At 34.6% G+C, this 25,030-nt stretch carries 21 protein-coding genes; 15 read left to right on the top strand and 6 right to left on the bottom strand.

The features are described from left to right. Positions 1 to 147: 147 nt before the first annotated feature. Positions 148 to 1,335, bottom strand: a complete 1,188-nt coding sequence (locus tag EQ827_RS01340) for an MFS transporter (protein ID WP_181189176.1) — start codon at positions 1,333 to 1,335, stop codon at positions 148 to 150. 102 nt (positions 1,336 to 1,437) lie between these two features. Then, positions 1,438 to 2,448: an AraC family transcriptional regulator gene (locus tag EQ827_RS01335; protein ID WP_181189175.1), complete on the bottom strand. Its 1,011-nt coding sequence runs from the start codon at positions 2,446 to 2,448 to the stop codon at positions 1,438 to 1,440. Positions 2,449 to 2,563: 115 nt separating this feature from the next. Here EQ827_RS01335 and EQ827_RS01330 point away from each other — a divergent pair, with 115 nt between their 5' ends. From EQ827_RS01330 to EQ827_RS01285, 10 genes are all read left to right on the top strand, one after another. Beyond that, positions 2,564 to 4,267 carry a glycoside hydrolase family 3 protein gene (locus EQ827_RS01330; RefSeq protein WP_181189174.1) on the top strand — a complete coding sequence of 568 codons (1,704 nt, stop codon included), beginning with the start codon at positions 2,564 to 2,566 and terminating at the stop codon, positions 4,265 to 4,267. A 13-nt stretch (positions 4,268 to 4,280) separates the two neighbouring features. Continuing rightward, positions 4,281 to 7,073, top strand: a complete 2,793-nt coding sequence (locus tag EQ827_RS01325; protein ID WP_181189173.1) for an alpha-L-rhamnosidase — start codon at positions 4,281 to 4,283, stop codon at positions 7,071 to 7,073. Positions 7,074 to 7,075: 2 nt separating this feature from the next. Next, entirely contained in the window at positions 7,076 to 7,750 is a 675-nt protein-coding gene (gene pgmB, locus EQ827_RS01320) for a beta-phosphoglucomutase (RefSeq protein WP_181189172.1), read from the top strand. Next, on the top strand, positions 7,747 to 9,297 hold the full coding sequence (locus tag EQ827_RS01315; protein ID WP_258231767.1) for a glycoside hydrolase family 43 protein: 1,551 nt from the start codon (positions 7,747 to 7,749) through the stop codon (positions 9,295 to 9,297). Before pgmB ends, EQ827_RS01315 begins: the two co-directional genes overlap by 4 nt. 169 nt (positions 9,298 to 9,466) lie before the next feature. Next, positions 9,467 to 10,318, top strand: coding sequence for a PRD domain-containing protein (locus EQ827_RS01310; protein ID WP_181189170.1), 852 nt, complete (start codon positions 9,467 to 9,469; stop codon positions 10,316 to 10,318). A 119-nt stretch (positions 10,319 to 10,437) separates the two neighbouring features. Further along, positions 10,438 to 12,330 carry a beta-glucoside-specific PTS transporter subunit IIABC gene (locus EQ827_RS01305; RefSeq protein ID WP_181189169.1) on the top strand — a complete coding sequence of 631 codons (1,893 nt, stop codon included), beginning with the start codon at positions 10,438 to 10,440 and terminating at the stop codon, positions 12,328 to 12,330. A gap of 221 nt (positions 12,331 to 12,551) precedes the next feature. Continuing rightward, complete coding sequence (locus EQ827_RS01300; protein WP_181189168.1) at positions 12,552 to 13,709, top strand: MFS transporter; 1,158 nt, start codon at positions 12,552 to 12,554, stop codon at positions 13,707 to 13,709. Positions 13,710 to 13,742: 33 nt separating this feature from the next. Continuing rightward, entirely contained in the window at positions 13,743 to 14,567 is an 825-nt protein-coding gene (locus tag EQ827_RS01295; protein ID WP_181189167.1) for a helix-turn-helix transcriptional regulator, read from the top strand. 79 nt (positions 14,568 to 14,646) lie between these two features. Further along, the gene (locus EQ827_RS01290) at positions 14,647 to 15,099 is read left to right on the top strand and encodes a hypothetical protein (protein WP_181189166.1); all 453 of its coding nucleotides are present in this window, start codon (positions 14,647 to 14,649) and stop codon (positions 15,097 to 15,099) included. Then, positions 15,071 to 15,997 carry a quinone oxidoreductase family protein gene (locus EQ827_RS01285; RefSeq protein WP_181189165.1) on the top strand — a complete coding sequence of 309 codons (927 nt, stop codon included), beginning with the start codon at positions 15,071 to 15,073 and terminating at the stop codon, positions 15,995 to 15,997. Before EQ827_RS01290 ends, EQ827_RS01285 begins: the two co-directional genes overlap by 29 nt. A 167-nt stretch (positions 15,998 to 16,164) precedes the next feature. On the opposite strand, the gene EQ827_RS01280 is transcribed toward EQ827_RS01285, so the two are convergent. From EQ827_RS01280 to EQ827_RS01270, 3 genes are read right to left on the bottom strand one after another with little or no spacing between them, the layout of a single operon-like run. Beyond that, positions 16,165 to 16,920, bottom strand: a complete 756-nt coding sequence (locus EQ827_RS01280) for a hypothetical protein (protein WP_181189164.1) — start codon at positions 16,918 to 16,920, stop codon at positions 16,165 to 16,167. A gap of 3 nt (positions 16,921 to 16,923) precedes the next feature. Continuing rightward, a complete protein-coding gene (locus EQ827_RS01275) occupies positions 16,924 to 17,808 on the bottom strand; it encodes an ABC transporter ATP-binding protein (RefSeq protein ID WP_181189181.1) in 885 nt (294 codons plus the stop codon). A gap of 58 nt (positions 17,809 to 17,866) precedes the next feature. Then, entirely contained in the window at positions 17,867 to 18,403 is a 537-nt protein-coding gene (locus tag EQ827_RS01270) for a hypothetical protein (RefSeq protein ID WP_181189163.1), read from the bottom strand. Positions 18,404 to 18,841: 438 nt separating this feature from the next. Between EQ827_RS01270 and EQ827_RS01265 the strand changes: the two genes are divergently transcribed. Together EQ827_RS01265 and EQ827_RS01260 are read left to right on the top strand one after the other, a co-directional pair. Then, positions 18,842 to 20,215, top strand: coding sequence for an amino acid permease (locus EQ827_RS01265; RefSeq protein WP_181189180.1), 1,374 nt, complete (start codon positions 18,842 to 18,844; stop codon positions 20,213 to 20,215). A gap of 69 nt (positions 20,216 to 20,284) precedes the next feature. Beyond that, positions 20,285 to 20,911 carry a sugar O-acetyltransferase gene (locus tag EQ827_RS01260; RefSeq protein ID WP_181189162.1) on the top strand — a complete coding sequence of 209 codons (627 nt, stop codon included), beginning with the start codon at positions 20,285 to 20,287 and terminating at the stop codon, positions 20,909 to 20,911. Between the two features lie 50 nt (positions 20,912 to 20,961). Here EQ827_RS01260 and EQ827_RS01255 read toward each other — a convergent pair whose 3' ends face one another. After that, positions 20,962 to 21,519 carry an SGNH/GDSL hydrolase family protein gene (locus EQ827_RS01255; RefSeq protein WP_181189161.1) on the bottom strand — a complete coding sequence of 186 codons (558 nt, stop codon included), beginning with the start codon at positions 21,517 to 21,519 and terminating at the stop codon, positions 20,962 to 20,964. 49 nt (positions 21,520 to 21,568) lie between these two features. Here EQ827_RS01255 and coaA point away from each other — a divergent pair, with 49 nt between their 5' ends. The 3 genes from coaA to guaA all read left to right on the top strand — a co-directional run bounded on the left by coaA (position 21,569) and on the right by guaA (position 25,021). Further along, positions 21,569 to 22,498, top strand: a complete 930-nt coding sequence (gene coaA, locus EQ827_RS01250) for a type I pantothenate kinase (protein ID WP_181189160.1) — start codon at positions 21,569 to 21,571, stop codon at positions 22,496 to 22,498. A 98-nt stretch (positions 22,499 to 22,596) separates the two neighbouring features. Beyond that, positions 22,597 to 23,406: a Cof-type HAD-IIB family hydrolase gene (locus EQ827_RS01245; RefSeq protein WP_181189159.1), complete on the top strand. Its 810-nt coding sequence runs from the start codon at positions 22,597 to 22,599 to the stop codon at positions 23,404 to 23,406. 67 nt (positions 23,407 to 23,473) lie between these two features. Beyond that, positions 23,474 to 25,021 (top strand): glutamine-hydrolyzing GMP synthase, encoded by a 1,548-nt coding sequence (gene guaA, locus EQ827_RS01240; RefSeq protein ID WP_181189158.1) that lies wholly within the window; start codon positions 23,474 to 23,476, stop codon positions 25,019 to 25,021. Positions 25,022 to 25,030: the final 9 nt, after the last annotated feature.

Raw genomic sequence — 25,030 nt, 5'->3', positions numbered from 1 at the left:
AAGATCGCTTACAAGATACAATTAGTAAAAGAGAGTACGTTGATCCATTTTCCAAGATTAAACCACAAAAATAATGAGAATAGTCGCGGTTGGTAGGCTTTTGTTGGGCCCCTTGAAGGGGCTTTTTATTAATTTTCTTCTGCAGAATTATTTAGAATGATTTTTTTCAATTCTGGATCCAAACCGGGTAATGAATAGTAAAACTGAAACAATAACTGCTAATATGATACCCGCATTAAATGATTGAGCCCCAGCTTGAATTTTAATGCCGGCCAAAATCATGGGTGCAATAACTCCAGCAATAGAAGAAACTAAGGTATTCATAGATATAACAATTGGAAATTTTGATTCATCAGCAAGTAAGGAAAGTTCAAACGGAATTGTAGCATTGACCATTACCACACCCATTCCAGAGAACATATTTCCTAATACGTGTAATACAGGATTACCAAAGAATTCAATACAGATAAAAGATAAGGCAAAGGCAATAAAACCATAAGCCATAGTATTAGTCTTGGTAAATTTGCGAATATATTTTAAAGAAAAAGCAGTGAGAATACCCCCAACATTTCCAATAGCTATAACAATAGCAGTGTAGGCTGTTCCTTTACCTTTTCCTGCTAAAACAATTGATTGATTAGCCATGAATGTCATTAAAATTAAAGACATTACGAATGTAATGATTAAAATAATATATACATTCAAATTTAAGCTCTTTAAATTTGACCAAAAACTACCATTATTAGTATTTTTGTCTAAATTTTGATTTTGTGAAATTACTCGATCTTGGGGAACGATAATCCAGAATGCAATTAAAATTATTAATGAAAGACCATAAATCCAAAAAAGATTGTGCCAATTAGAAGCACCTAAAATCCCGCCTAAAGCAGTAAATACCATCATTCCAATATTGTTGAATCCAACGGCCCAACCCATGACACTGGCACGCTCTTCACCTTCAAAATGTTCTTGCAAAAGCACCGGACCAACATTACTAATTAATCCTATTCCAAATCCCAAGGCTGTCATACAGGCTAAAATTAAATTTAAACTATTAGGGAAAAATGCTGGTATTAGCCCACTTAAAGCAACTATAAGTATTGAAACAGCACCAATATTTTTTCTAGTTAAATGATAGGTTAACCATGTAAAAAATAAAGTTGCGATTAATTGGCCTAACTGGTAAATAGAGGCTACCATCTGTACCTTCGAGATTGGTTCTGTTGGGAATGATTTTGCAATTGCTGCAATGGCAGAACCAATAACAGAAGTAGACATCAGCAGTAAATTCATACTAAGAATCCCAAAAGCTAGAGTAACTTTTTTCTTATTCATATATATTTTCCTCTCACATTGTTGTTTACGTTTTCATTAACATGTAAAAGTATAGTGCTTAAAAAATAACAGCACCATATGCAAAAGTTACTCCAATTGTGTCTATTTTACAGGATTAAATTTCTGATTAACCTTCCGATATTCGGTTGGGGATATATGAAGTATTTTTTTAAATATCTTATAAAAATAGGAAGGATTCTCATAACCAATTTTATATGATATTTGTTCAATAGAAGCATTTGTGTAGATTAAATATTCAGCCGCAACGTTGATTCTTTGAAGATGTACTAATTGTATGAAGGACATACCAGTTTGTTTTTTTAAATAATTCGAAAGATAATTTGAGTTAAAACCGAAATGTTTCCCCATACTTACTAAAGTAATATTTGAATAATTTTTTTCAATATAGAGTAAAAAAGTTAATACATTATTTCCTGATGCTTTATTGTTTACTTTGACATTAATATCAGCTTGCGCAGCAGAACGAAGTAATCTGGAAAATAGTGTTAGAATTTCTAATTTTATTATTTGATTGCTATGAATGTCAGGATGATAATATTCATCAAGAATATCATATAGCAAATTAATGACTTTACTATTATGGGCTGTGTGAAATAAGCTGTAGGTGTTTTCTCCCAAATTTTCGTTAGAAAGTAATGAAAAAAGTAAATGAGAGATACTTTCGTTAGAATGCTGAATAAAATTGAACTCATTTAAAGTAAAAGCATTTCCCTTTAAGGCTATATTTACTATTATTGAACTTTCAGCTATGGGTTTAGCTGTATGAGTTGTATGATTTCCCATAATTATGATGTCATTTTGTTGAACGTTTATTTCCTCTTTATTAGTTAGAACAGTACAATTTCCCAATAAAGGAATAATCATTTCAATATAATTATGAACATGATAAGGAACATATGATTGAACTGGATAAACTGAAATACTAATATTATGAGGATTTACTTGCAAATTGTCTGTTAATGTATAAAAAAATTCATAAACAGGTTTATTGTGTAAAGTACTAACTTGCATAGGTTCCATAAAAGGTTTCATTGTTTGCCAGTCCCGTGGCCGATTCTTTTTATGTAATAGTTCTAAGATTTCTGGATTCATATTGTTACCTCACATTTCAATCTGTAAAATGAACATGTTTATTGTAGCTTTTCGCAATAGTTAAAACAAGTCAATTATTTTAAACTGGAAACGTAAACAATAATGGAGGCAAATTATGCTAGATTTAACCAAAAAACCATATTTTTTAAAACAAGAGCAAATAGATTATTTAAAAAACAAAGTGCAAAAAATGACCATTGCTGAAAAAGTTGGTCAGATATTTTTTGTAATTGGACAAGATGAAACAACTGTAGATATTGCTAGCTTTATTAAGAAGTATCAGCCCGGAGGAATGATGTATCGGCCAGATAAAGCAGAAAAATTAAAACGCGAAATTGGTATAGCACAGCAGGCTAGTAAAATTCCTTTACTGATGGCGGCTAATTTAGAATCAGGTGGCAATGGTTTAATTAGCGAAGGAACTTGGCTAGGAACTCCCTTACAAATGGCAGCGACTGATGATCCTGAAAGTGCCTATCAATTAGGTAATGTTGCTGGCAGCGAAGCTTATCAAGTGGGAGGCAATATGTCATTTGCTCCCATTGTTGATATTGATAAAAATTTCCGCAACCCCATTATGAATACGCGGACCTTTGGTAGTGATAAAGAACGCGTATTAAAAATGTCTCGTGCTCAAATTAAGGGATTAGAAGCTAATCATATTATTCCAGTGATTAAACATTTTCCGGGCGATGGTGTTGATGAACGTGACCAGCATTTATTAAGCTCCGTCAACTCCTTAACGACTGACGAATGGATGCAGTCTTATGGTCAGATTTATCATGCTTTAATTGAAGAGGGCGCTCCTAGTGTAATGATTGCTCACATTATGCAGCCTGCTTGGGAACGGCAATTAGAGCCAGGAATCGCTGATAAGGATTTGCGTCCTGCTTCAAGTTCTAAATTATTGATTGATGGCTTATTGCGAAATGTTCTACATTTCAATGGTCTTACTATTACAGATGCTACACCGATGCTCGGTTATAATGCAGCGATAGCTCGTAAAGATTTATTACCGCAAACAATTAATGCCGGCGTTGACATGATATTATTCAATAAAAACATTGATGAAGATTATCATTATGTGCGGCAGGCTATCGATAATGGTGTTTTAAGTATGGAACGAGTTGATGAGGCGGTTATGCGCATCCTGGGAACCAAATTGGCACAAGGAATTATGAATGTTAATGAAGAATTGATACAACCTGCACCGACCAAAATTCAGCTTAATTTGAAAGAGCATCAACAAGTTGCCCAACAAATTGCCCAAAAATCAGTCACTTTAGTAAAAGATCGCGATCAATTATTACCATTAACTCCAGATAAGTACCGGCGTATTCGCTTGGTAGTTTTAGGTGATAATGATGATGGTGGTTTTAAAGAAGGCGGCCACGTAACAGATACCTTTAAAAATAAATTAACGCAAGCTGGCTTTGAAGTTTCCTTATTTGACCGTCAGCATTTAGATTTTCACGAGGTTTTTGAAGAGGGTGTAAGTGATCTTCAAAGTAAATTTGATCTAGCCTTATATGTGGCTAATATTGAGACTGCCAGCAATCAAACCACTACTCGTTTAGATTGGATTCATTTGATGGCTGCTGACGCGCCGTGGTTTATGAAGTCAATTCCGACGGTCTTTGTTTCAACCGCTAATCCATATCATTTATTTGATGTGCCAAATGTATCGACTTTTATTAATGCCTATACAGGTAACGAGGCCAGTATTGATGCTGTGATACGTAAGCTGATGGGTCATGAACCATTCCAGGGGATTAACCCGGTTGATCCTTTCTGTGGGGACTTTCAGACTAGACTATAAGGAAGGGAATAATATGAATATTAGTGCCATTACTATTAATCATTTGCATGAACCACTAGGATTTCAATTAAACGATCTGCGTGTGGAGTTTAAAATTTCAGCAACCAAATTTGTCCAGTTAAAAAAACGGCTAACTATTTATTTAACAACACCTGAGCAACCTTGTTGGCAAAGCTCATGGTTGGATTATGATAATAATTATTTTGATGTAGATTTACAATTGCAGCCTCGGACGCGTTATCAAGTTTTAGTCGAAGTCAAATCGAAGCAAGAACATTTACACGCCCAATCCTTTTTTGAAACAGGAAAAATGGATGAAGCTTGGCAGGCTCAATGGCTTGGCAATTCTAATCAAGATCTTCAAAATACTCTCTTTAAAAAAGTAATTACGATTAAAAAGCCGCTAAAATCGGCGCGATTATATATTACCGGTCTAGGACTATATGAAACTTACATTGATAAGCACAAAGTTGGCAATGAATATTTAACTCCGGGAGTAACTGCTTATGACAAATTGGTGCAGGTACAGACTTACGATGTTACTCAACAGCTGCAGCAACAGGAGCATGAATTACTAATATCATGTGGTGATGGTTGGTACAAGGGAAATTATGGCTTTGATGGCGGTCAAAATTGTATTTATGGTAATCAACAATTAACAATTGCTGAATATCATTTAGAATATACTGATGGCAGTCGGGAAGTTATTGCCACTGATCATACGTGGCAGACTACTAGCGGTAAAATTGTTAAATCCGCAATTTACTATGGTGAAGATTTAGATGATAATCGGCTAATTACTGATTGGCAGCCAGCTGTGGTAGTTGATCACGATTATAAAATTTTACAAGATCGACTAAGTTTGCCACTAGTAGTTAAGGAACAATTATCAGTACAGGAAATTATTACGACACCAAACCAGGAACAGGTTTTAGATTTTGGACAAAATCAAGCTGGTTGGTTGGAATTTTATAATCGTGAGCCTAAGGGTACCAAGATTACTTTCCAATTTGGGGAAGTTCTTCAAAAGGGCAATTTCTATCGAGATAATTTGCGGGAAGCTCGAGCCGCTTTTGTTTATATTTCTGATGGCCAACAAAAGTGGGTGCGGCCGCACTTTACTTATTATGGTTATCGCTATGTTAAAGTTTCAGGTAATACCCAATCCTTAGATGCTGAGGATTTTAGAGCTGCTGTAATCTATTCAGATATGGATTGCACTGGAAGTATTCATACTAATAACACGAAGGTTAATCGTCTGTTTGATAATATTTTATGGAGTCAAAAGAGCAACTTCTTTGATGTACCGACAGATTGTCCCCAGCGTGATGAGCGATTAGGCTGGACGGGAGATGCTGAAATTTTTTCAAATACAGCAGCCTTCAATATGGATGTTTTTGCATTCTTTAAGAAGTATGCTCAAGATTTGGCTATTGAACAAAAACAGCATGCAGGGATGGTTACAATGTATGCTCCAGCAATGGGCCAAAATGGTGGTGGTGCTGCTGTTTGGGGTGACGCTGCAACTATTATTCCTTGGAATATGTATCAAAATTATGGTGATCCGGCCATTTTACGGCAAAACTACACAGCAATGAAATCATGGGTGGATTGGATTAGTCAAAATACACAAATACCTAATCTCTGGGTTAGTCCCTTCCAATTTGGTGATTGGCTTGCTTTGGATGGTGAAAATCCAGCAATGCCAACTGGTAAAACGGATGAAGATTTTATTGCTTCCATTTATTATTACTATTCCAGTTGGATTGTGGCTCAAACTGCCAAGTTATTTGGTAATGTAGCTGATGAAAAATATTATTCTCAATTAGCAGCTGCTATCAAGGCAGCTATTCAAGCAGAATATATTACCCCCAAAGGTCGAGTCGCAATTGATACGCAAACAGCCTATACCCTAGCTTTGCAATTTAATTTAGTAAAGCCGCAAGATCAACAGCGGGTAGTAAAAGATTTGGTGCAGCGCTTGCATAAAGATAATGATCACTTAAAAACCGGTTTTGTAGGAACTCCATACCTCTGTTCTGTTTTATCAAAATTTGGACAACATAAGTTAGCAGCGAAAATTTTCTTAAATGAAGATTATCCAAGCTGGCTTAATGAAGTTAATTTAGGTGCGACTACCGTTTGGGAACGCTGGAATTCCATTCAAGCTGATGGTTCTATGAATCCGGAAGGAATGAATTCTTTAAATCACTATAGCATTGGAACTATTATGCAGTGGGCTTATCAATATTTGTTAGGTATTACAGAACACACTGTGGGTTATCAGCAAGTTACTTTTGCCCCGCAGTTCGATTACCGCTTACCACAAATTAGCGGACATTTTACAACACCGTATGGAGATTTACAGGTGCAATCAGCCATTGAAACAGATAATCAGCACACTATTAAAATACATTTGACTATTCCTTTTGGAGTCACTGTTAAAGTTCAGCTGCCGCGTGCCGAGCAAGTTCAGATCAATCATACTAAGTATGCTCAAATGCCTTTTACCTTAACGGCAGGAACATATGATTTGCAATATCAACCTACTAAAAATTATATAGAAACTTATCATCAAGATACACCAGTAGCTGATATTTTGAAGGATGAAGAACTTGTACAACAGATTCAAGCAATTGATCCAATTTTAGATTTCTTTAAAGATGATCCAACTAGTGATTTGGCACAAATGTCTTTAGCCAAATTAAATTTAACTTTTCCTTTTATCAATATTAGTTCAGAACATTTACAACAAATTAACCAACTTTTAGAAAAAACTCCAGTTTTAAGTCAAAGAAAGGAATAAATATGTTTAAGGGTGCATTATTTGATTTAGATGGTGTGATAGCTGATACATCAGTTTATCACTTTCAAGCATGGACAAAGCTTAGCCAAGATAATTTTCAGCGGGATTTACCAGCAAAATTAGAAGAACAGACTAAGGGTGTTAGTCGTGCAGATTCTTTACAGCGAATTTTAGATTATTTACAAATTCAAGTTACCCCTGATAAATTTCAACAATTAATGAAGCAAAAAAATGAGTACTATCTAAAATTACTTCAAACCTTAACGCCAAAAAATATTTTACCGGGCATTAATCAATTGTTACAAACTTTAAGTCAAAGTGGCGTTAAACTGGCTTTAGCCTCGGCTAGTTTAAATGCACCGATAATTTTAGATAGATTACAGTTAAGTGACTATTTTGCCGCAATCGCTAATCCTGCTGAAGTGAAACAGGGTAAACCTGCACCTGATATTTTCTTAGCTGCTGCTGATGGCATTAAAGTAAAACCACAAGATTGTATTGCTTTGGAAGACTCAATTGCAGGAATTCAAGCTATTAATCAAGCACAAGCATTTTCAGTGGGAATTGGTGACTCTCAAGAATTGGCTGCTGCGGATATACTATTTGCGCAAACTAAAGATTTGAACATTGAACAAATTAGTAATGCTTATCAACAATGGCAGGAGGGACAATCTTGAACAATACCTATCAAAATCCCATAGTTCGTGGCATGTATCCCGACCCCAGTATGGTTCAAGTAGACGGGACTTACTACTTAGCTAATAGTACTTTTGAATATTATCCGGGAATTGCTATTTCGCAAAGTCAAGATTTAGTTAATTGGCAAAAAATGCCAGGTGTAATTAGAATGGCTAGTCAAGCTGATTTAACCAAAGCTAAATCTAATGAAGGTATTTTTGCAGTTAATATTCGTTATCATCAAGGTTATTTTTATGTTATTACTACTAATTTTTCAGAATTTAAAACGATTCTTATCAAAGGCCAACTCAGTGCTGATCATCAACAAATTATTTGGGAAAATCAGCGAGTAGAATTGGACATTCAAGGGATTGATCCAGATTTATATTTTGAAGCTGAACATGTATATGTTCAATTTACTGGTTATATAGATCAGAAAGGCACTAAAGCTATTCAACAAGTAGAAATTGATCTAGCTACGGGTCAAATTTTGCAGAAACCCAAGGTGTTAACCTTAGGAACAGGTGGACGTGATGTAGAAGGTCCTCATATTATCAAAAAGAATGAATGGTATTATTTATTAATGGCTGAAGGCGGTACTGGCGTGGGTCATATGATTACAATGCAGCGCAGTCATAATTTATGGGGACCATATCAAGCACCAATAGAGATCAATCCCCTTTTTACCAACCGTGATCGTGCCGAAGAACCGTTACAAAATATTGGTCATGCGGATTTATTTCAAGATACTCAAGGTAATTGGTGGCTGACCTGCCTAGGGACGCGGCCAAGTTCTGTGGAATTTAGTAAGATTACTAATACTGGTCGAGAAACCTTATTATATCCAGTAATCTGGCATGACGACTGGCCACATATCTATCAAGGGGTACCTACACAAACAGTCAATCTAGATGATTTTCCAGACCACGCTAAAGTAATAGGTACACAAAAATTACCTGATTTTGTTGATAACTTTTCAACTGCACAATTAAATCCAGAGTGGTTAACCTTACGAGCTAATTTAGCCGAGCGATTAGAGTTAACTAAGGGTCATTTAATATTAACAGGCAGTAATCGCAAGTTTGAACAATTAGGGACACCGTCTTTTATTGGTATTCGCCAAACGGAGCCCCAAGAAGAATTTGAGATATCACTAGACCATAAGACAACTACTTTAGAGCAAGGACAGGCTGGAATTGTTAGTCTGATTAATGCAGATCACTATATTGCTTTAATGATAGAATATGATACTTCAACTAAAATGTATCAGTTTTTAAAAGTTGTTAAAATTGCCGATGTTGAGCAAACAACAGTAATTGCGACTAGGTCGACTTTACCGCAACAGCTGCTAATTAAGAATTATTCTGACTGTAAGCAATTTATTGCACGTTGGTCAGATCAAGATATTTCCTTTAAAATTGCTGCTTTACATCTTTCTAATGAAGCGATTGCCGCGTTGAATACTGGTGATGTTGAAGGATTGTATGCTGTTGGTACTGCAGTTAAAATTGGCATTACTCAGGTTCAGAGAAAATTAACAAAATAATAATTACTATTTTCACTTGACACCGTTTCCAGATATTATTATAATATTTAACGGTAAGTAAGGTGTGTTACTGATTCGATCAGGCATCAACCTATCTCATGTTATAGTTGTGTTTTGCATGCTATAATTAGAGATAGGTTTTTTTATTGCTTTTAATCAGGAGGCTGAGATGAATTTTATTAAAAATTTCAATAACAATGTCGCTCTGGTTAAAGACGAGAATAATACAGAATGGGTGGTGATTGGTAACGGCATCGGCTTTGGTAAAAAGCCCGGTGATCAAGTTGATAAAACAAAAATTCAACGTCGTTTTGTTGCTGCAGAAAGTGATTTAACATCGATGGACAATTTGGCAGATATTTCACCGCAGACAATTGTAATCACAACAGAAGTGGTGAAATTGGTAGAACCCTTATTAAATGTCAAATTTAACAGTTATCAGTATTTAGTATTAGCCGATCATCTTGAGTTTACCTTGCAGCGTGCAGATGAGGGTGTAGATTTAACTGATGGTACTACCAAATGGAGTGTTAAAAAACTATTTCCTAAAGAGTATGATGCTGCAAAACAAGCAGTACAGCTCATTGAGAAGTTGGCTGGAATCAAGCTGACAAGTGGCGAAGTTGTTTTTATTACCTATCATTTCTTAAATTTACGCTCAGGTGGAACCGGTTTACATGATACTATCAAAATTTCTAAATTGATTGGTCAAATAGTGGAAATAGTTCAATATCAATATGGAATAACTTTGGATAGTGATTCGTTTAATTTCAACCGTTTTATCACACATTTGCGTTCCTTTATGATTCAGCATTTAAAAAAGGCTGAGAGTCATAATGATGAGTTGGATCCGGCAATTTTGAAATTAATGATTGCTAAATATCCCAAGGCTTACGCGACTGTTGAACGCATTGGGGACTTTTTACAGCAAAAGACTGGCTGGCAATTACAACCGGATGACAAAGTTTATTTAACGTTACATATTTGGCGAGTAACTCATCGTCAAATAAATAATAAATAACCATTTTGTGGTGTGTTACTGATTCGATCAGGCATTAACCCGTTGGTAGTTATTATTGTTAGTGTATTTGACACTATCAGTGTAGCTATTAACGGGTTTTTATTTTAAGGAGGGAAAACATGAATTATCAAGAATTAGCCCAAGACATCTTGAAATTAGTTGGTGGAGATGCCAACATCAAGTCTGCTTGGCATTGTGCTACACGTTTACGATTCCTTTTGAAGGATGAAAAAAAAGCCCAGACAGATAAAATTGAAGCCTTAGATGGCGTGATTACTGTTGTACAGGCTGGCGGGCAATATCAAATTGTTATAGGCAATAACGTGGCACAAGTGTACGATGCACTAGTGGAACAGGATAGCCGTTTAGGAGAAAATGATGCAACTAAAAGTGAAGAGCAAGCACCTAAGGGAAAATTAACCTTTAAGTCTGCTTTTGATGCCTTTATTGCATTTATTTCTGGTTCATTCACCCCATTTTTAGGTGCTATGGCCGGTGCCGGTATTTTAAAGGGATTATTATCTTTATTTGTAGCTCTACATTGGATGACACCAACAACTGGTGCTTACCAAATTTGGTTTGCGGCAGCTGATGGAATTTTTTATTTCTTACCAATTATATTGGCTTTTACTGCTGCTAAACAGCTAAAGGTCAATCAATATGTAACGGTTTCAATTGCTATGGCCTTAGTTTATCCAACCATGGTTGCTTTAACTACTAAAAATACAGCTATTAACTTCTTTGGTATTCCTGTTGTACCTACAACTTATACAAGTACAGTTATTCCGATTTTGTTAGTTGTTTTCGTGCAAAAATATTTAGAACCATTATTCAATAAATTTTGGCACGAATCAGTTCGCAATATTTTAACACCATTATGTGTCTTGATGATTTTAGTTCCTTTAACCTTTATTGTTGTGGGGCCAATCAGTTCAGCAATTAGTGGAGGATTAGCAGGAATTTTTATGGCACTTTACAAAAATGCTAGGATTTTTTCGGGATTGATTATGGGTGCTTTCTGGGAAGTATTTGTTATTTTTGGTGTCCACTGGGCATTTGTTCCATTAGCAATGAATAACCTGTCTAAATTTGGATTTGATACTTTAATGCCATTGCTTTTGCCAGCTGTTTTATCACAGGCTGGTGCAGCTTTAGGAGTTTTCTTAAGAACTAAAGATGAAAAAATGAAGGGTTTAGCCGGCTCAAACACAATTACTGCTATTTTCGGTATTACTGAACCTACAATTTATGGTATTACTTTAAAAATGAAAAAGCCCTTCTACTGTGCAATGGCAGCTGGAGGAATTGGTGGCGCCATAGTTGCGGCTTCAGGTGTACATGCTAATGCCGTTGGTTTAGTAAGTGTTTTATCTATTCCAACATTTATAAGTAATGGTATTTGGTTATCAATAATTGGTGATATTGTTTCTTTTGTTTTAGGAACAATTTTAACAGTATTTTGGGGTGGTGTTAATAGCCAAAAAGAAGCAGCTGTGGAAACTAGTGCTGCAGAAACTTCAAATGTTAGTGAAGTTGAAACAACAGAAGTGGATTATAATTCGGCTACACAAATTGCTAGTCCTTTAACTGGTGAAGTTGTACCGCTTAAAGATATTAAAGATGAAGTCTTTTCCTCAGGTGCTATGGGACAAGGAGTAGCCATCGAACCGACAGTTGGTGAAGTTGTTGCTCCCGCCGATGCCACTGTACAAATGGTATTTCCAACTGGGCATGCAATTGGTTTAGTAACTGATGATGGGGCAGAAATTCTTATTCATATTGGTATGGATACAGTCCAACTAGATGGTAAAGGGTTTGAAACTTTAGTTAAAAAGGATGATCATGTAACTTCTGGTCAATTATTAGTTAAATTTGATATTGAAACTATCAAACAAGCCAATTTAGAAGTTACTACCCCAATTATTATTACTAATACTAAGAATTATCATGAAGTAGATGTTGTCGCAAACGGAAATGTTCAACAAAAAGATAAACTATTAGAATTAAAATAATTACAATTTGCTTTCTGAATAATTAAAAAAACCACTAGATTAAACTCCACTCTAGTGGTTTTTTATAGTGGTTTTAAATGAGTATTTACCTAATATTAAAATAATTTATTTGTTGCTATCACTATAACAAATTATTATAGTTAGCTATCAATTATAGATATTATACATGCAAATATTCTCATCTTAGAATGTTGTTAATAACTCTAAAATGAGGTGGAAGTATGATCAAGAGCCAAAAAAATATCTTAATTAGTGTTTTAGCGCTAGGGACTTTTTGTATTACTAATACTGAAATGGGAATTATGGGAATTTTACCGCTAATTTCTCAGCAATTTCAAGTTAGTATTGCTAGAGCTGGAGAAATGGTAAGCTTTTTTGCACTAATTATTTCTTTTAGTGGTCCTTTTTTGCCAGCATTATTGTCACGCTTTAATAAAAAGAAAATCATGTTGCTGGCGATTGGATTATTTGTAATTAGTTGTTTAGCTTCAGCTTTTATTACTAATTTTACGCTCTTATTGGTTGTAAGAGTGTTGCCAGCCTTTTTACACCCCGTTTTTGTTTCTTATGCGATGTCAATGGCAACCCAAATTGCTGATAATGAAGCCGAAGCAACTAAATTAGTGTCCAAAGTATTTGTTGGCATATCGGCCGGCATGGTTTTGGGAGTGCCAATCGCCAATTTAGTGGCAAATTATGGTTCTTTTCAATTAGTTATGTTAACCTTTGCCGCTGTTAATGTTGTGATAGGAATTGCTTGTGCAGTGTATTTACCAGCTTTTATAGAAGTTAGTTCTGTTTCTTTTAGGCAACAAATGCAGGCTTTAATTCAATTTCCCACAATAATTAGTATGGTCACTATTATTTGTTTGAATGGTGCGGTGTTTGGTTTTTATAGTTATTTATCTGACTTTTTAAGCAAGGCTAGTTCAGTATCTAGTTTGCTGATTAGTTTTTTACTGCTAATTTATGGATTGGCCAATGTGTTAGGCAATGAAGTCGCAGGGCGCCTTTTAGCATCTATTCCTCAAAAAATACTTTTAGTTTTGCCAATTTTAATGATTGTTCCTTATTTGTTGCTTTATTTAAGCCATCAAAATTTAATATTAATTTTCTTTCTCATTATGGTTATAGGGGTTTTTTCAGGAATGACACAAAATTTAAATCAATATATTATGAATGATACTTTAGCTTCTACCCCTGATTTAGCCAATGGCTTATTTATTACAGGTGCAAACTTGGGAACAACGCTGGGTTCAATGGTTTGCGGGCAATTTATTATTCGTTGGGGAACGGTTAGTTCACTTTTCGCAACAATCTTTTTCTTAATAATGGGAATTGTCGTGATATGGATTCAAAAATTGCTAATTAAATTTTGAATGTTTTACTATTAAAAATAGTATAATTAAAGTATGAATACATCATTAGGTAATTTTCTTAAAACTTATCGTAAATCCTTACATCTCACTCAAAAAGAAGCTGCGCAAGATATTTGTGCACAATCGATGTTATCCGCTATTGAAAATAATAAATATATACCCAATGCTCAGCTATTAATTAAATTATGTCAACGTTATAATCTTAGTTTAGATGAATTAAGTTTAGCCCAAAATTATGATATCAGTGCTGCTAAAACTATTAATAAGCAAATGGAGCAATTTTGTAATCAGCATCAATATCAAGTTTTATTAGATTTCTTGCAAACTCAGGCAACCATTGCTGCAGTCCAGACTGCTACCCAAACTCAGGCTTATTATTATTATCTAGGAGTAGCTCAATATCAGGTTCAGACTAATACAACATTAGCTATTCAATCCTTTAAATTATCCTTGGCGCAAGCACCTAAGCAAATCAATTCAACATTGACACGCTTAACAAAATCTTCCTTAGGCTTGATTTATGCCAATCAACATCAACCTTATATCACTCAGAGCTTAGTACAGCAGTCATTGGCCGGGTTGTCAGGTTTAAAATATGAAGACAATCAAAATATCTTGTATTACCTAGCTGCTGTAGGATCCTATCAATTAAAACAATATGTCCACGCTATAACTTATTTAACTCAAGGTATTAGATTTGCAGCGGATCATAATTCCCATTATTTATTAGCTAATGATTATTATTTATTAGCTCACGTTGCAAAAGCCACTGGCAATGATCAACAGCAACGTGAGTCACTAGCACATCAGCAATTTTTAAGTGAATTATTTAATGAAAAAATTTATCGCAATTTATAAATATCAGAATTCTGATTTTTATTAATTCAATTAATTACGTAAACTGAAGTCATTCTCAATCAAGGAGGCTTCAGTTTTTATGATGGAACAAAGAATATTTGCCAATAAATTAAACATTGAGGTATCACAAGAACGTATTCGTCAAATACTATTGGATGGGCAACAACTTGAATATTGGATACCAGAAATTTCACAGGTAATTCCAGTTAAAAATCATTATCAAATTAGGCGTTCTGCTTCTGCTTTTAATCAATATGAAGAATTAGAGATTATAGATAGTAATAATATGATTATTTATCACAGTACTCATGGGCAATTGGAATATCGCATTGTTTTCACATTTTTAGAAAACATGGGACACTCTGTTCTGCAACAAGAATTATTTTTACCCACTACTGCTATCATTGCTTTGCCGTTTACATTATTACAGCCAATACTTAAGGCTGCTTTTTCTAAAAATTTAGCTAATTTAAGCGCTTATGCTGGAGAGCAAGAGGTCAATGATGCAGGCAGTTATTCAAAATTCTTTTAAAGGAATTAACGATTTACAGATAAAAACATTACCAGATTCACAACTATCACCACTGTCGGCAATGATTGAGACACATTATACCCCAATTTTACCTTGGGATTGGCTCATGGAGGAAGGCCGATTGCAACAACTTAATCCAGTCAAAATACCCCGCATTATTGGCTATGGTTTTGCTGGGGTTGTAGTACAAGTGGGATCAATGCGCAATCGTAGTTTAATTAATCAAAAAGTTGTAGGAGTCCATCCTGGGGGCTCACATGTTACAACGATTAATTCTAAAATTCCGCCATTATTATTTTCGGTGCCCTCTAATGTTGACTTAGCAGCTGCCGTTACGATTATTGGTGGTGCTGATGCTGCTTTAATGGCTCAATGGCAAAGTCACATTCATGCTCATGATATTGTTTTAGTTATCGGCGCTAGTGGTGGAGTAGGTACTTATCTAATACAATTATTAAAATTAACGCAGGCAAAAGTTATTGCTATAGCGCGAACGCAAAGTCATAGGCAACTAATAGAATTAGGGGCTGATTATGTTGTAGATTATCAATATGACTTTAAAGAACAATTACAAGAAGTACCAGTACCAAATAAAGTAATTGACTGTGTAGGTTCAGCTGTATTATTAGACACGATTGTTCAACAATATGATGAATTACAGATTTTTTCTTTGTCTCGACAACATTATCGAACACTAAAAACTAGTCAAACCTTTAATTTTAGTAACCAAAATATTGGTTTGAAAGGTTACCAGCAGTTATTACAGATGCTGTCTACTGGTCAAATCCAAGCAGTAATTCAAACGCAATTTAATTTTAGAGATGTTAAACAGGCTCAACAAGTGTCTAAAAGCCAGCCATCACAAGGGAGGATACTTTTAAATTATAAAAGGAATTAGTATATGATAAAGTTGATTTTAAGTTGTTTATTAGGAATATGGATATTGCGTATTTTAGTAATTGGTGTGATTGCTTATGTTGGATATCATTTTTTAAAAAAGTATTTCTTTAAAGATTAAATAAATAAAACCGACTGCTAAGCTGTGACAGTCGGTTAAGTACATAATTAATATTCTAGATGTTTGAATCTAAATAATGAATAAAAATAAATTATCACTAAATAAGTTATTGTAACTCCCAACATAACGAGTAGAGCGTTATTAAATCCATATTTTTGAAGATCGTTTGCATAACTGTTAGGAAAAATGTATTTAATATTTTTAACCTGTGATAATGTAGTTGAAAGTACCGCAAATACTGTACCAATTAATAAAGTAAATCCATTACTTAAATTTAAAGAAATAGCTGTTGAAAGGAAAATAACAATTGCCATAAGACAAACCAAACTTAATATACCTACAATAGCATCTTGATTAGCAGCTAAGCTTCCCCAAAATTTTCCTGTAGTATAGCTTTTTGTTCTTAAATCAGTATAGTAAGTTATTAAGCAAGTGATGAATAGTAATACTATATAATTAAATAAAATAGTAATAAAAGTTAGCAGTTTAGAATTAAGAATTTTGCTTCTACTCATATCCTTATATAAAAATAGAACACCGTTTTTGATTTCATCGTGAATGGCCGAAGAAATTAGAAAAATTAAAGACATAATGGGCAATGTGATTTTATATTGTAACGATAGTACAGCATTAAAAAAGTCTATAAAACTAATTTTGTTACCCATAGCGTTGAGTTGTATAAAATTAGATCCTAATAAATCTCCAACTATTAATAATAAAGGTACTGCGCAAAATACTAAAAACAACCAAGTTTCTTTTTTCTTAAAAGTTACTTTAGTAAGTGTCTTTGTTAAGCTAATCATGTTTTACCTCTTTTCTGTGTCAAAAAAGCCTTTTAATTGGCTGTTATTATTTGAAATACTATTAATTACTTGTGCTTGGGTTAAGATTAGTAGCAAACTATTTAATTCTTTTTGTGAAATATCTTTTGAAATAACTATTTTTTGATTCTTTGCATTATATTCCACTGTATTTCCAAACTGTTTTAAATTATTAATGAGATCATCTGATAATTGAGTAGTGCTAATTTCCATTAAAGTAATGCTCTTATTAAAGGCTTTACGTAATTTTCCTTGATCGATGAAGATATATCTTGTACATAGGCTCTCTAATTCTTCTAATTGGTGACTGGAAATAATCATTGTGACCTGTCTTTTAGATGCCCATTGCTTTAAGATATCAATTAAATTAGATATCCCAATCGGATCTAATCCTACAAATGGTTCATCTAAAATCAAAAAGCTAGGTTCAGTAACTAGAGCAATTGCCAGTGCTAATCTTTGCTTCATACCAAAAGAGAAATCTGCTGGTTTTCTATTACGATGTGCCCATAAGCCTACGAGGTTGAGTGTATTCTTGATATTATTTTTATACTCAGTTTTATTATGAATTTCTAGATAGAAGTTTAAATTATCAATTACAGATAAATAAGGTAAAAATACTGTTTCAATCATTATTCCAAATGGTTCCAAAACATTATTTGCTTTATGAATATTTTGTCCTTTATATTCAATAGCACCTGAGGTCGGAGAGATAGCTTTAGTGATTAGCTTAAGAAAGGTCGACTTTCCTGCACCATTTTTTCCAATTAAGCCGATAATGTCTCCATCATTGATAGTAATATTGACGTCTTTTAGTGAATAAAAAGAATTCTTACGATATTTTTTAGATAGGCTAGATATTTTTAGTATTTCAGACATTAATATTGCTCCTGCTTTTTTGATATTAGTTTGCACCAAAATTGATTTTTTAGATAAAATCATCATTTTCTTTTTTTATAACAATTCCATTTTTTAATAAGGTGTAAGTTGTGTAAAAAATAGCTACAAAAATCAAACTGATAATTAATGGGGTGAAATCTATTTTCAATGACTTACCATTCATTAAAGTAATTAACGAAGAGATAATATCAACAATTACTTCTTCAAAAATAGCAAATATCAGTAATTGTAATATCCTTTTTAAATATCGCAAATTTTGTGCAATGAAGTATTGCTTTTGTAACATGTTTTTAATAAGTTTTCGCATAACTATCATGACCATAATTAAAGCAATTATGAATACTAACGCTGCAATTAGCGTAAGTACTATTACAATTGCGGGTGAATGGGCTGTTAAGTTTTGTGATCCAACAATAATTTTTAAATTATTGGAAAATTTATTTTCAGGATTAATTAAAGCTAAACTTCCAAAAGTAAACAATAACCCGGAAATAAATAAGAATATTTCAATGATAAAGCTAAATGTATAGATTGTTTTCAAAATTAGTCTAGTTTTTGTAGTCATATTATTTCCTCCTTTTGTTATTGTAATACGATAATAAAATATTCTCAATAGATAAAAAAATATTTTTTGATTAAAAATCAATAAGAATAAATTATGAAGTTAAAAATATCTTAGTTAGTCAAGTTAGTTACCCTCCTTTAGTTGAGCAACATTTAATCACTCCAAGCTTCAAACTATTTTAATGAAGATATTGTATAAATTTGTTTTTAAAAGCCAAACATATAAAATTTAAAACGAGAAAAATTATTATTTAGGCAATGAATCTCCCAAATGTTAATTAGTAATAAAGGCTTTTAAGAGCCACTTGGTTACCATTAAGTAGCTTTTATAAGATAAGTTTTTTTTAATCTGATTAAGAAATCTTTGCTTTATGGTGTAAAATCAGGTAAACTTTTGTTTATTATATTTAAGGGGGACAGGCATATGGAAAAACAGGAATTGAATAAATCCTTATCTTCACACCAAATGCAAATGATCGCTTTGGGTGGAACGATCGGCGTGGGGTTGTTCATGGGCTCTGCCTCTACCATCAAATGGACTGGTCCTTCAGTACTTTTGGCTTATGCGCTAGCAGGAGCTATTTTATATTTAGTAATGCGAGCTTTAGGAGAGATGTTATATCTACATCCAATTACGGGTTCTTTTGCTGATTTTGCTTCAGAATATGTGCACCCAGTGGCAGGTTTTATGACTGCTTGGAGTAATGTCTTGCAATGGGCCTTAGTAGGAATTAGTGAAGTGATTGCTGTCGGGCAATATTTACAATTTTGGTGGCCGCATTTTCCTGGCTGGATTGCAGGGTTGGTAGTGGTTGTTACTTTATGTTTGGCTAATTTAGCCACGGTTAAAGCTTATGGAGATTTAGAATCTTGGTTTGCAATTATTAAGGTAGTAACTATTATTTTAATGATTATTTTAGGTTTATTGGTAATTGTTTTTGGTGTCGGTAATAATGGGCATCCAGTCGGTATTAGTAACTTATGGACTCATGGTGGTTTCTTTACAGGCGGTTTTAAGGGATTCATGTTTTCACTTTCGATTGTAGCAGCGTCTTATCAAGGAATTGAAGTTGTCGGTATTACTGCTGGTGAAGCTGATAATGCCCAAGAAAGTATTGTTAAATCGATTAAATCGTTAGTATTACGTATTTTAATCTTTTATATTGGAGCAATTTTTGTTATTGTGGCAATTTATCCTTGGAACCAATTAGGAAGTATCGGTTCCCCATTTGTTAAAACTTTTGCGAAGGTGGGGATTACTTTTGCTGCAGAAATTATTAATTTTGTAGTTTTAACTGCTGCTTTGTCAGGTTGCAATTCGGGAATTTTTAGTGCTAGCCGGATGTTATATACTTTAGCGCAAAATGGGGATCTGCCTAAATCCTTTACTAAAGTATCTCGGCATAAAGTGCCTTATTGGCCAGTAATTGCGATATCTTTAGGAATTTTGATTGGAACAATTTTAAACTATTTATTGCCATTATTTACACATTCAGCAGCTAATATTTTTGTATTAGTGTATAGCTCCAGTGTATTACCAGGAATGGTACCGTGGTTTGTGATTTTAATTAGTCATTTACGCTTCCGTAAATTACATCAAGATGAATTGGCTAATCATCCCTTTAAAATGCCCGGTGCACCATGGACTAATTGGATTGCTTTGATTGGATTAATCATTATTTTATTATTTATGTTTATTAATCCCGAAACTCAAGCTTCGATTATTGTGGGAGTAATTTTTGAAGTGATTTTAGTTATTTGTTATTTTGTTTTTCAACCGGCTAGTTTAAAAGCTGCCCGCAATAAAAAATAAACAAAATTGGGAGACTGCTAGTGGACTTGATAGCAGTCTTATTTTTACATATTGAAAGGAAAGTTAGTTTTGTCAAAAGATTACGATTACCATCAAATGTTAGCGGGTCAACTGTACTGCGCCGATTTCATTCGTCCTGAACATAATTCTATTAATGGTAAGAAAATCGCTCAACAAATTAATCAATTACCTATTGAGCAACGAGAGAAAATCATCACTTTGGAGCGGCAGTTAGTGGGAAAAGCAGGTCAGGATATTTATATTAATCCGCCTTTATATGTAGATTATGGCCGTCATATTAGTTTAGGTGATAACTTTTATGCCAATCAGAACTGTACTTTCTTAGATGTCAACCAAATAGTTATTGGCAATAATGTTCTTGTAGGGCCAAATGTGAGTTTTTATACAGCGGGCCATCCCCTTGATGCTGAAGTTCGGCGTACGGGTTTAGAATATGGTTTACCGATTAAGATTGGTGATGATGTTTGGATTGGGGGCAGTGTGGTAATTTTGCCCGGAGTCAGTGTGGGGGCGCGCGCAGTGATTGGTGCAGGCAGTGTGGTGACTAAGGATTTACCAGCGGACAGCTTAGTAGTAGGTAATCCCGCGCGGATCTTGCGTCCACTAACAACTGCAGATTATGATTACTGGATGCAAAAAAAGACTGCTTATTTGTCAGGAAAAAAGCAGTCTTAATTAGATAAATATTGCAATTATTTACTTGTTTTGAGAAGAAAAAGCTAATATCATAGGACTTGTTGAATTGCAGGAATTAATAAGTTTGCCAACAATTCATAACCTTGATCGCTAAAATGTAAACCATCAGCTTGAAGATATTGTTCGGGATGTTTGCTAGCCTGCATAGCTTCTAAGAGATTGATAAAGGGCAAATTATAGCTTTTAGCCATTTGTTCAGCAGCTAAACTAAATTGCAATTGTCGCGGCCAGCTGCGTTCGGGATGCTTATGATAATCTACGTATGGCGGTGAGATTAAAACTACTTTTTCCGGCCCAATTTCAGTAATGATATGTTCTAAGTTATTAGTAAAGTAACCCGGTTTCATTTCATGAATGGTTAAGATATCGTTGGCACCAAAAAAAAGCACCACCACATTGGGCTGCAGAGCAACAACGTCCCGTTGGACATGTGTAAGCGCATCACTAGTTTTGTGGCCGGGAATTGAGCAATTAATGACTTTTGTGTCGGCAAAAGCCGCTTGTATTTGCTTAGTAAAACAATCAGTCACTCGTTCATGGCGTACTCCAGCTAAAATGGCATCACCAAAGAGAATTATTTTTTTCATCTGTAACTCCTTTTCAACTATTTTATCATATCATTTGTGAGGAATAATTATGCAAGATTTTATAAATTATAATGAATATTCACGTCAAGAGTGGTCGCAATTTCATGGGGAATATTTTAATGAAATTAATGATAACGACTTGGAAAAGATTAAATCTGTTGATGATCATGTGTCTTTAGATGATGTTCGCGAAATATATGCGCCGATGCGGCATTTATTACATCTTTATTTACATAATTACCAGCATTTATCACGGGCTAAAGCTGATTTTTTAGGAGTCAAGCCTCATAAAATTCCGTTTATTATTGGTATTAGCGGCAGCGTAGCTGTGGGCAAAAGTACCACAGCCCGCCTATTGAAGGTAATGCTGCAGCGCGCTTATCCACAATATAATATTGAACAAATTACAACGGATGGTTTTTTGTATTCTAATGCCGAATTAAAAAAGCGCGGGATTTTAGGAGATAAGGGCTTTCCTTGGAGCTATGATAATGAACGCTTGTTATTATTTTTGGAACAAGTGAAGGATAATCAAGGCCCTGTCCAATATCCAAGTTATTCCCATGAAATTTACGACATTGTGCCTCACCAAATTAACATTGTGAATAATCCTGATATCTTAATTATTGAGGGTATCAATGTTTTACAATTGCCGGATAAACAAAATATTTATGTTAGTGATTATTTTGATTTTTCAATTTACGTTGATGCTAATCCTCGCTTAATTGAGCAATGGTATATTCACCGCTTTGAAGGCTTCTTACAGGCAGAGCTTGACCATCCTGACCCAAGTAATTATTACTATCAATTTACTCAACAACCGCGGTCAGAAGTCCTTCAGTATGCACATCAAGTATGGCATGACGTTAATTATAAGAACTTAATTGAATATATTGCCCCCACTATTAATCGGGCAGATTTGATTTTGCATAAGACTTATGGTCATGTCATTGATAAGGTCTTATTGAAAAAGTATTAGCCGCTGTTTAAATTCTAATAAAAGAGTAGATTGTCTGATAAAAATCATAAAAACTGATAAGATATTGGTATTAAATATTTTTAAAGGATGGTCCGAATTTGACAATTAAATTAGTTGCAATTGATATGGATGAAACTTTATTGGATCCTAACCAAAAAATTACTCCTAAAAATAAACAAGCAATTGCGGCAGCTTTAAAACAGGGTGTCAAGATTGTATTGTGTTCTGGCCGTCCTTTGCAAGGATTGCAGTCCTATGCTCAAGAGCTAGGAATTGACTCGGATGAACAATATCTTATTACTTATAATGGTGGCACGATTCAAACCGCAACGGGTCAGATTATTCAAGAACATGTGTTACAACCGGATGATTTTACACGAATTCAGCAATTTTGTAACCATGAAAATGTTCATTTAAATGTTTTAGATAATCACAGCCATGTATACACTGCTAATCATGAAGTGAATTTTTATACTTTGATGCAAGCTACCGAAATGCAGGCGGGGATTACAGTTTTAGATTCTTCCGATTTGCCGATTAAATTCACTCTCGCTAAAGCAGTATTAACTGGGACAGCAGCGCAAATGGATCAAATTGAGCCTTTATTTAGAGCTCAATTTGGAGCTGATTATTCGATTGTTCGTTCCATGCCGATAATGCTTGAAGCTGCTCATTCATTAGCGACCAAGGGCAGAGCTTTGCATGATTTGGCTGAGCATTTAGGCTTCCAACTAGATGAATTAATGGCAATTGGTGACGAACAAAATGATTTAACCATGTTTCAAACTGCTGGCACTGCGGTGGTAATGGCTAATGGCAATCCGAAAATGAAAGAATTGGCTGACTATATTACTGCTGATAATACTCATGACGGGGTAGCACAAGCTTTAGAAAAATTTGTCTTATAGGAAGAAACTATACAGTTTGCAAAATTTTATGTACAATATTAATAATTAAATCAGAGGAGTGTGGCGATTGGATAAGCAAAAACAAGCTGATAGTATTATTGTGCTGGACTATGGCAGCCAATATAATCAGCTAATTACTCGGCGGATTCGTGATTTTGGTATTTATTCGGAATTATTGCCTCATACCATGACAGCTCAAGAAATTAAGGCGCTGGCACCGAAAGGTATCATTCTTTCGGGAGGTCCTAATAGTGTTTATGATGCCGATGCTTTAAAGATTGATCCCGAGATTTGGCAATTAGGGATTCCAATTTTAGGAATTTGCTATGGCATGCAATTAATGATGGATAATCTTGGTGGTGCCGTTCAAGCTGCCGGTGCACCTGAATATGGGCATGCTGATATTACTATTAAAAAAATTGACTCCTTATTGTTTGCGGGATTACCTGATCAGCAGTTTGTGTGGATGAGTCATGGCGATCGCGTAACTAAAATTCCGCAAGGCTTTGAAACCGTAGCTGTTAGTGACAATACACCTTATGCGGTTGTAGAAAATGCAACTCAAAAGTTATACGGTATTCAGTTCCATGCTGAAGTTCGTAATACTCAATATGGCCTAGATATTTTAAAGAACTTTGCTTTTAAGATTTGTGGCGCGCAAGCTAATTGGAGTATGAGCGACTTTATTGAGCAACAAATTGCTAAAATCCGTGAAACGGTTGGCTCCCGGAAGGTCTTGTTAGGCCTATCTGGTGGTGTTGATTCTTCTGTTGTTGGTGTTTTGCTTCACAAGGCTATTGGCAATCAATTAACGAGTATCTTCGTTGACCATGGTCTATTGCGTAAAGGTGAAGCCCAACAAGTCATGGACAACCTGGAAGGCAAATTTGGCTTAAATATTATCAAGGTAAACGCTCAAGAACGATTTTTAAAGAAACTCGCTGGTGTCAGTGATCCAGAACAAAAGCGGAAAATTATTGGCAATGAATTTATTCAGGTCTTTAATGATGAAGCCCAAAAATTAGATGGGATTGACTTTTTGGCACAAGGCACTTTGTATACCGACGTAATCGAAAGTGGTACTAATACTGCCCAAACTATTAAGTCACATCATAATGTCGGCGGTTTGCCTAAAGATATGCACTTCCAATTGATTGAACCACTACGGACTTTATTCAAAGATGAAGTTCGTGAATTAGGTGAAAAGCTAGAGATGCCGCATGATCTCGTTTGGCGGCAGCCATTTCCTGGTCCGGGATTAGGAATTCGAGTATTAGGTGAAATCAGTAAGGATAAATTACAAATTGTGCGCGATAGTGATTATATCTTACGTGAAGAAATCAAAAATGCTGGATTGGAAAAGTCTATTTGGCAATACTTTACCGTTTTACCGGGCATGCGCAGTGTCGGTGTTATGGGTGATGGCCGGACTTACGATTATACAGTCGGCATTCGTGCAGTTACTTCGATTGATGGAATGACAGCAGATTTTGCCCAAATTCCATGGGAAGTCTTGGCAAAGATTTCTACACGAATTACTAATGAGGTGGATCACGTCAATCGCGTCGTTTATGATATTACTTCTAAGCCACCTGCAACTATTGAATGGGAATAAAATGATACA

It is taken from the genome of Bombilactobacillus bombi, assembly GCF_013607485.1.
Classification (GTDB): Bacteria; Bacillota; Bacilli; order Lactobacillales; family Lactobacillaceae; genus Bombilactobacillus; species Bombilactobacillus bombi_A.
Note: the sequence above shows the minus strand (reverse complement) of the source record. Positions and strands in the feature narration are given on the sequence as shown.

What these genes read in the sequence shown, in the direction of transcription:
- EQ827_RS01340 (WP_181189176.1), bottom strand. Translation starts at nt 1,335, where the DNA reads ATGAATAAGAAAAAAGTTACTCTAGCTTTTGGGATTCTTAGTATGAAT.
- EQ827_RS01335 (WP_181189175.1), bottom strand. Translation starts at nt 2,448, where the DNA reads ATGAATCCAGAAATCTTAGAACTATTACATAAAAAGAATCGGCCACGG.
- EQ827_RS01330 (WP_181189174.1), top strand. Translation starts at nt 2,564, where the DNA reads ATGCTAGATTTAACCAAAAAACCATATTTTTTAAAACAAGAGCAAATA.
- EQ827_RS01325 (WP_181189173.1), top strand. Translation starts at nt 4,281, where the DNA reads ATGAATATTAGTGCCATTACTATTAATCATTTGCATGAACCACTAGGA.
- pgmB (WP_181189172.1), top strand. Translation starts at nt 7,076, where the DNA reads ATGTTTAAGGGTGCATTATTTGATTTAGATGGTGTGATAGCTGATACA.
- EQ827_RS01310 (WP_181189170.1), top strand. Translation starts at nt 9,467, where the DNA reads ATGAATTTTATTAAAAATTTCAATAACAATGTCGCTCTGGTTAAAGAC.
- EQ827_RS01305 (WP_181189169.1), top strand. Translation starts at nt 10,438, where the DNA reads ATGAATTATCAAGAATTAGCCCAAGACATCTTGAAATTAGTTGGTGGA.
- EQ827_RS01300 (WP_181189168.1), top strand. Translation starts at nt 12,552, where the DNA reads ATGATCAAGAGCCAAAAAAATATCTTAATTAGTGTTTTAGCGCTAGGG.
- EQ827_RS01295 (WP_181189167.1), top strand. Translation starts at nt 13,743, where the DNA reads ATGAATACATCATTAGGTAATTTTCTTAAAACTTATCGTAAATCCTTA.
- EQ827_RS01290 (WP_181189166.1), top strand. Translation starts at nt 14,647, where the DNA reads ATGATGGAACAAAGAATATTTGCCAATAAATTAAACATTGAGGTATCA.
- EQ827_RS01285 (WP_181189165.1), top strand. Translation starts at nt 15,071, where the DNA reads ATGCAGGCAGTTATTCAAAATTCTTTTAAAGGAATTAACGATTTACAG.
- EQ827_RS01280 (WP_181189164.1), bottom strand. Translation starts at nt 16,920, where the DNA reads ATGATTAGCTTAACAAAGACACTTACTAAAGTAACTTTTAAGAAAAAA.
- EQ827_RS01270 (WP_181189163.1), bottom strand. Translation starts at nt 18,403, where the DNA reads ATGACTACAAAAACTAGACTAATTTTGAAAACAATCTATACATTTAGC.
- EQ827_RS01255 (WP_181189161.1), bottom strand. Translation starts at nt 21,519, where the DNA reads ATGAAAAAAATAATTCTCTTTGGTGATGCCATTTTAGCTGGAGTACGC.
- coaA (WP_181189160.1), top strand. Translation starts at nt 21,569, where the DNA reads ATGCAAGATTTTATAAATTATAATGAATATTCACGTCAAGAGTGGTCG.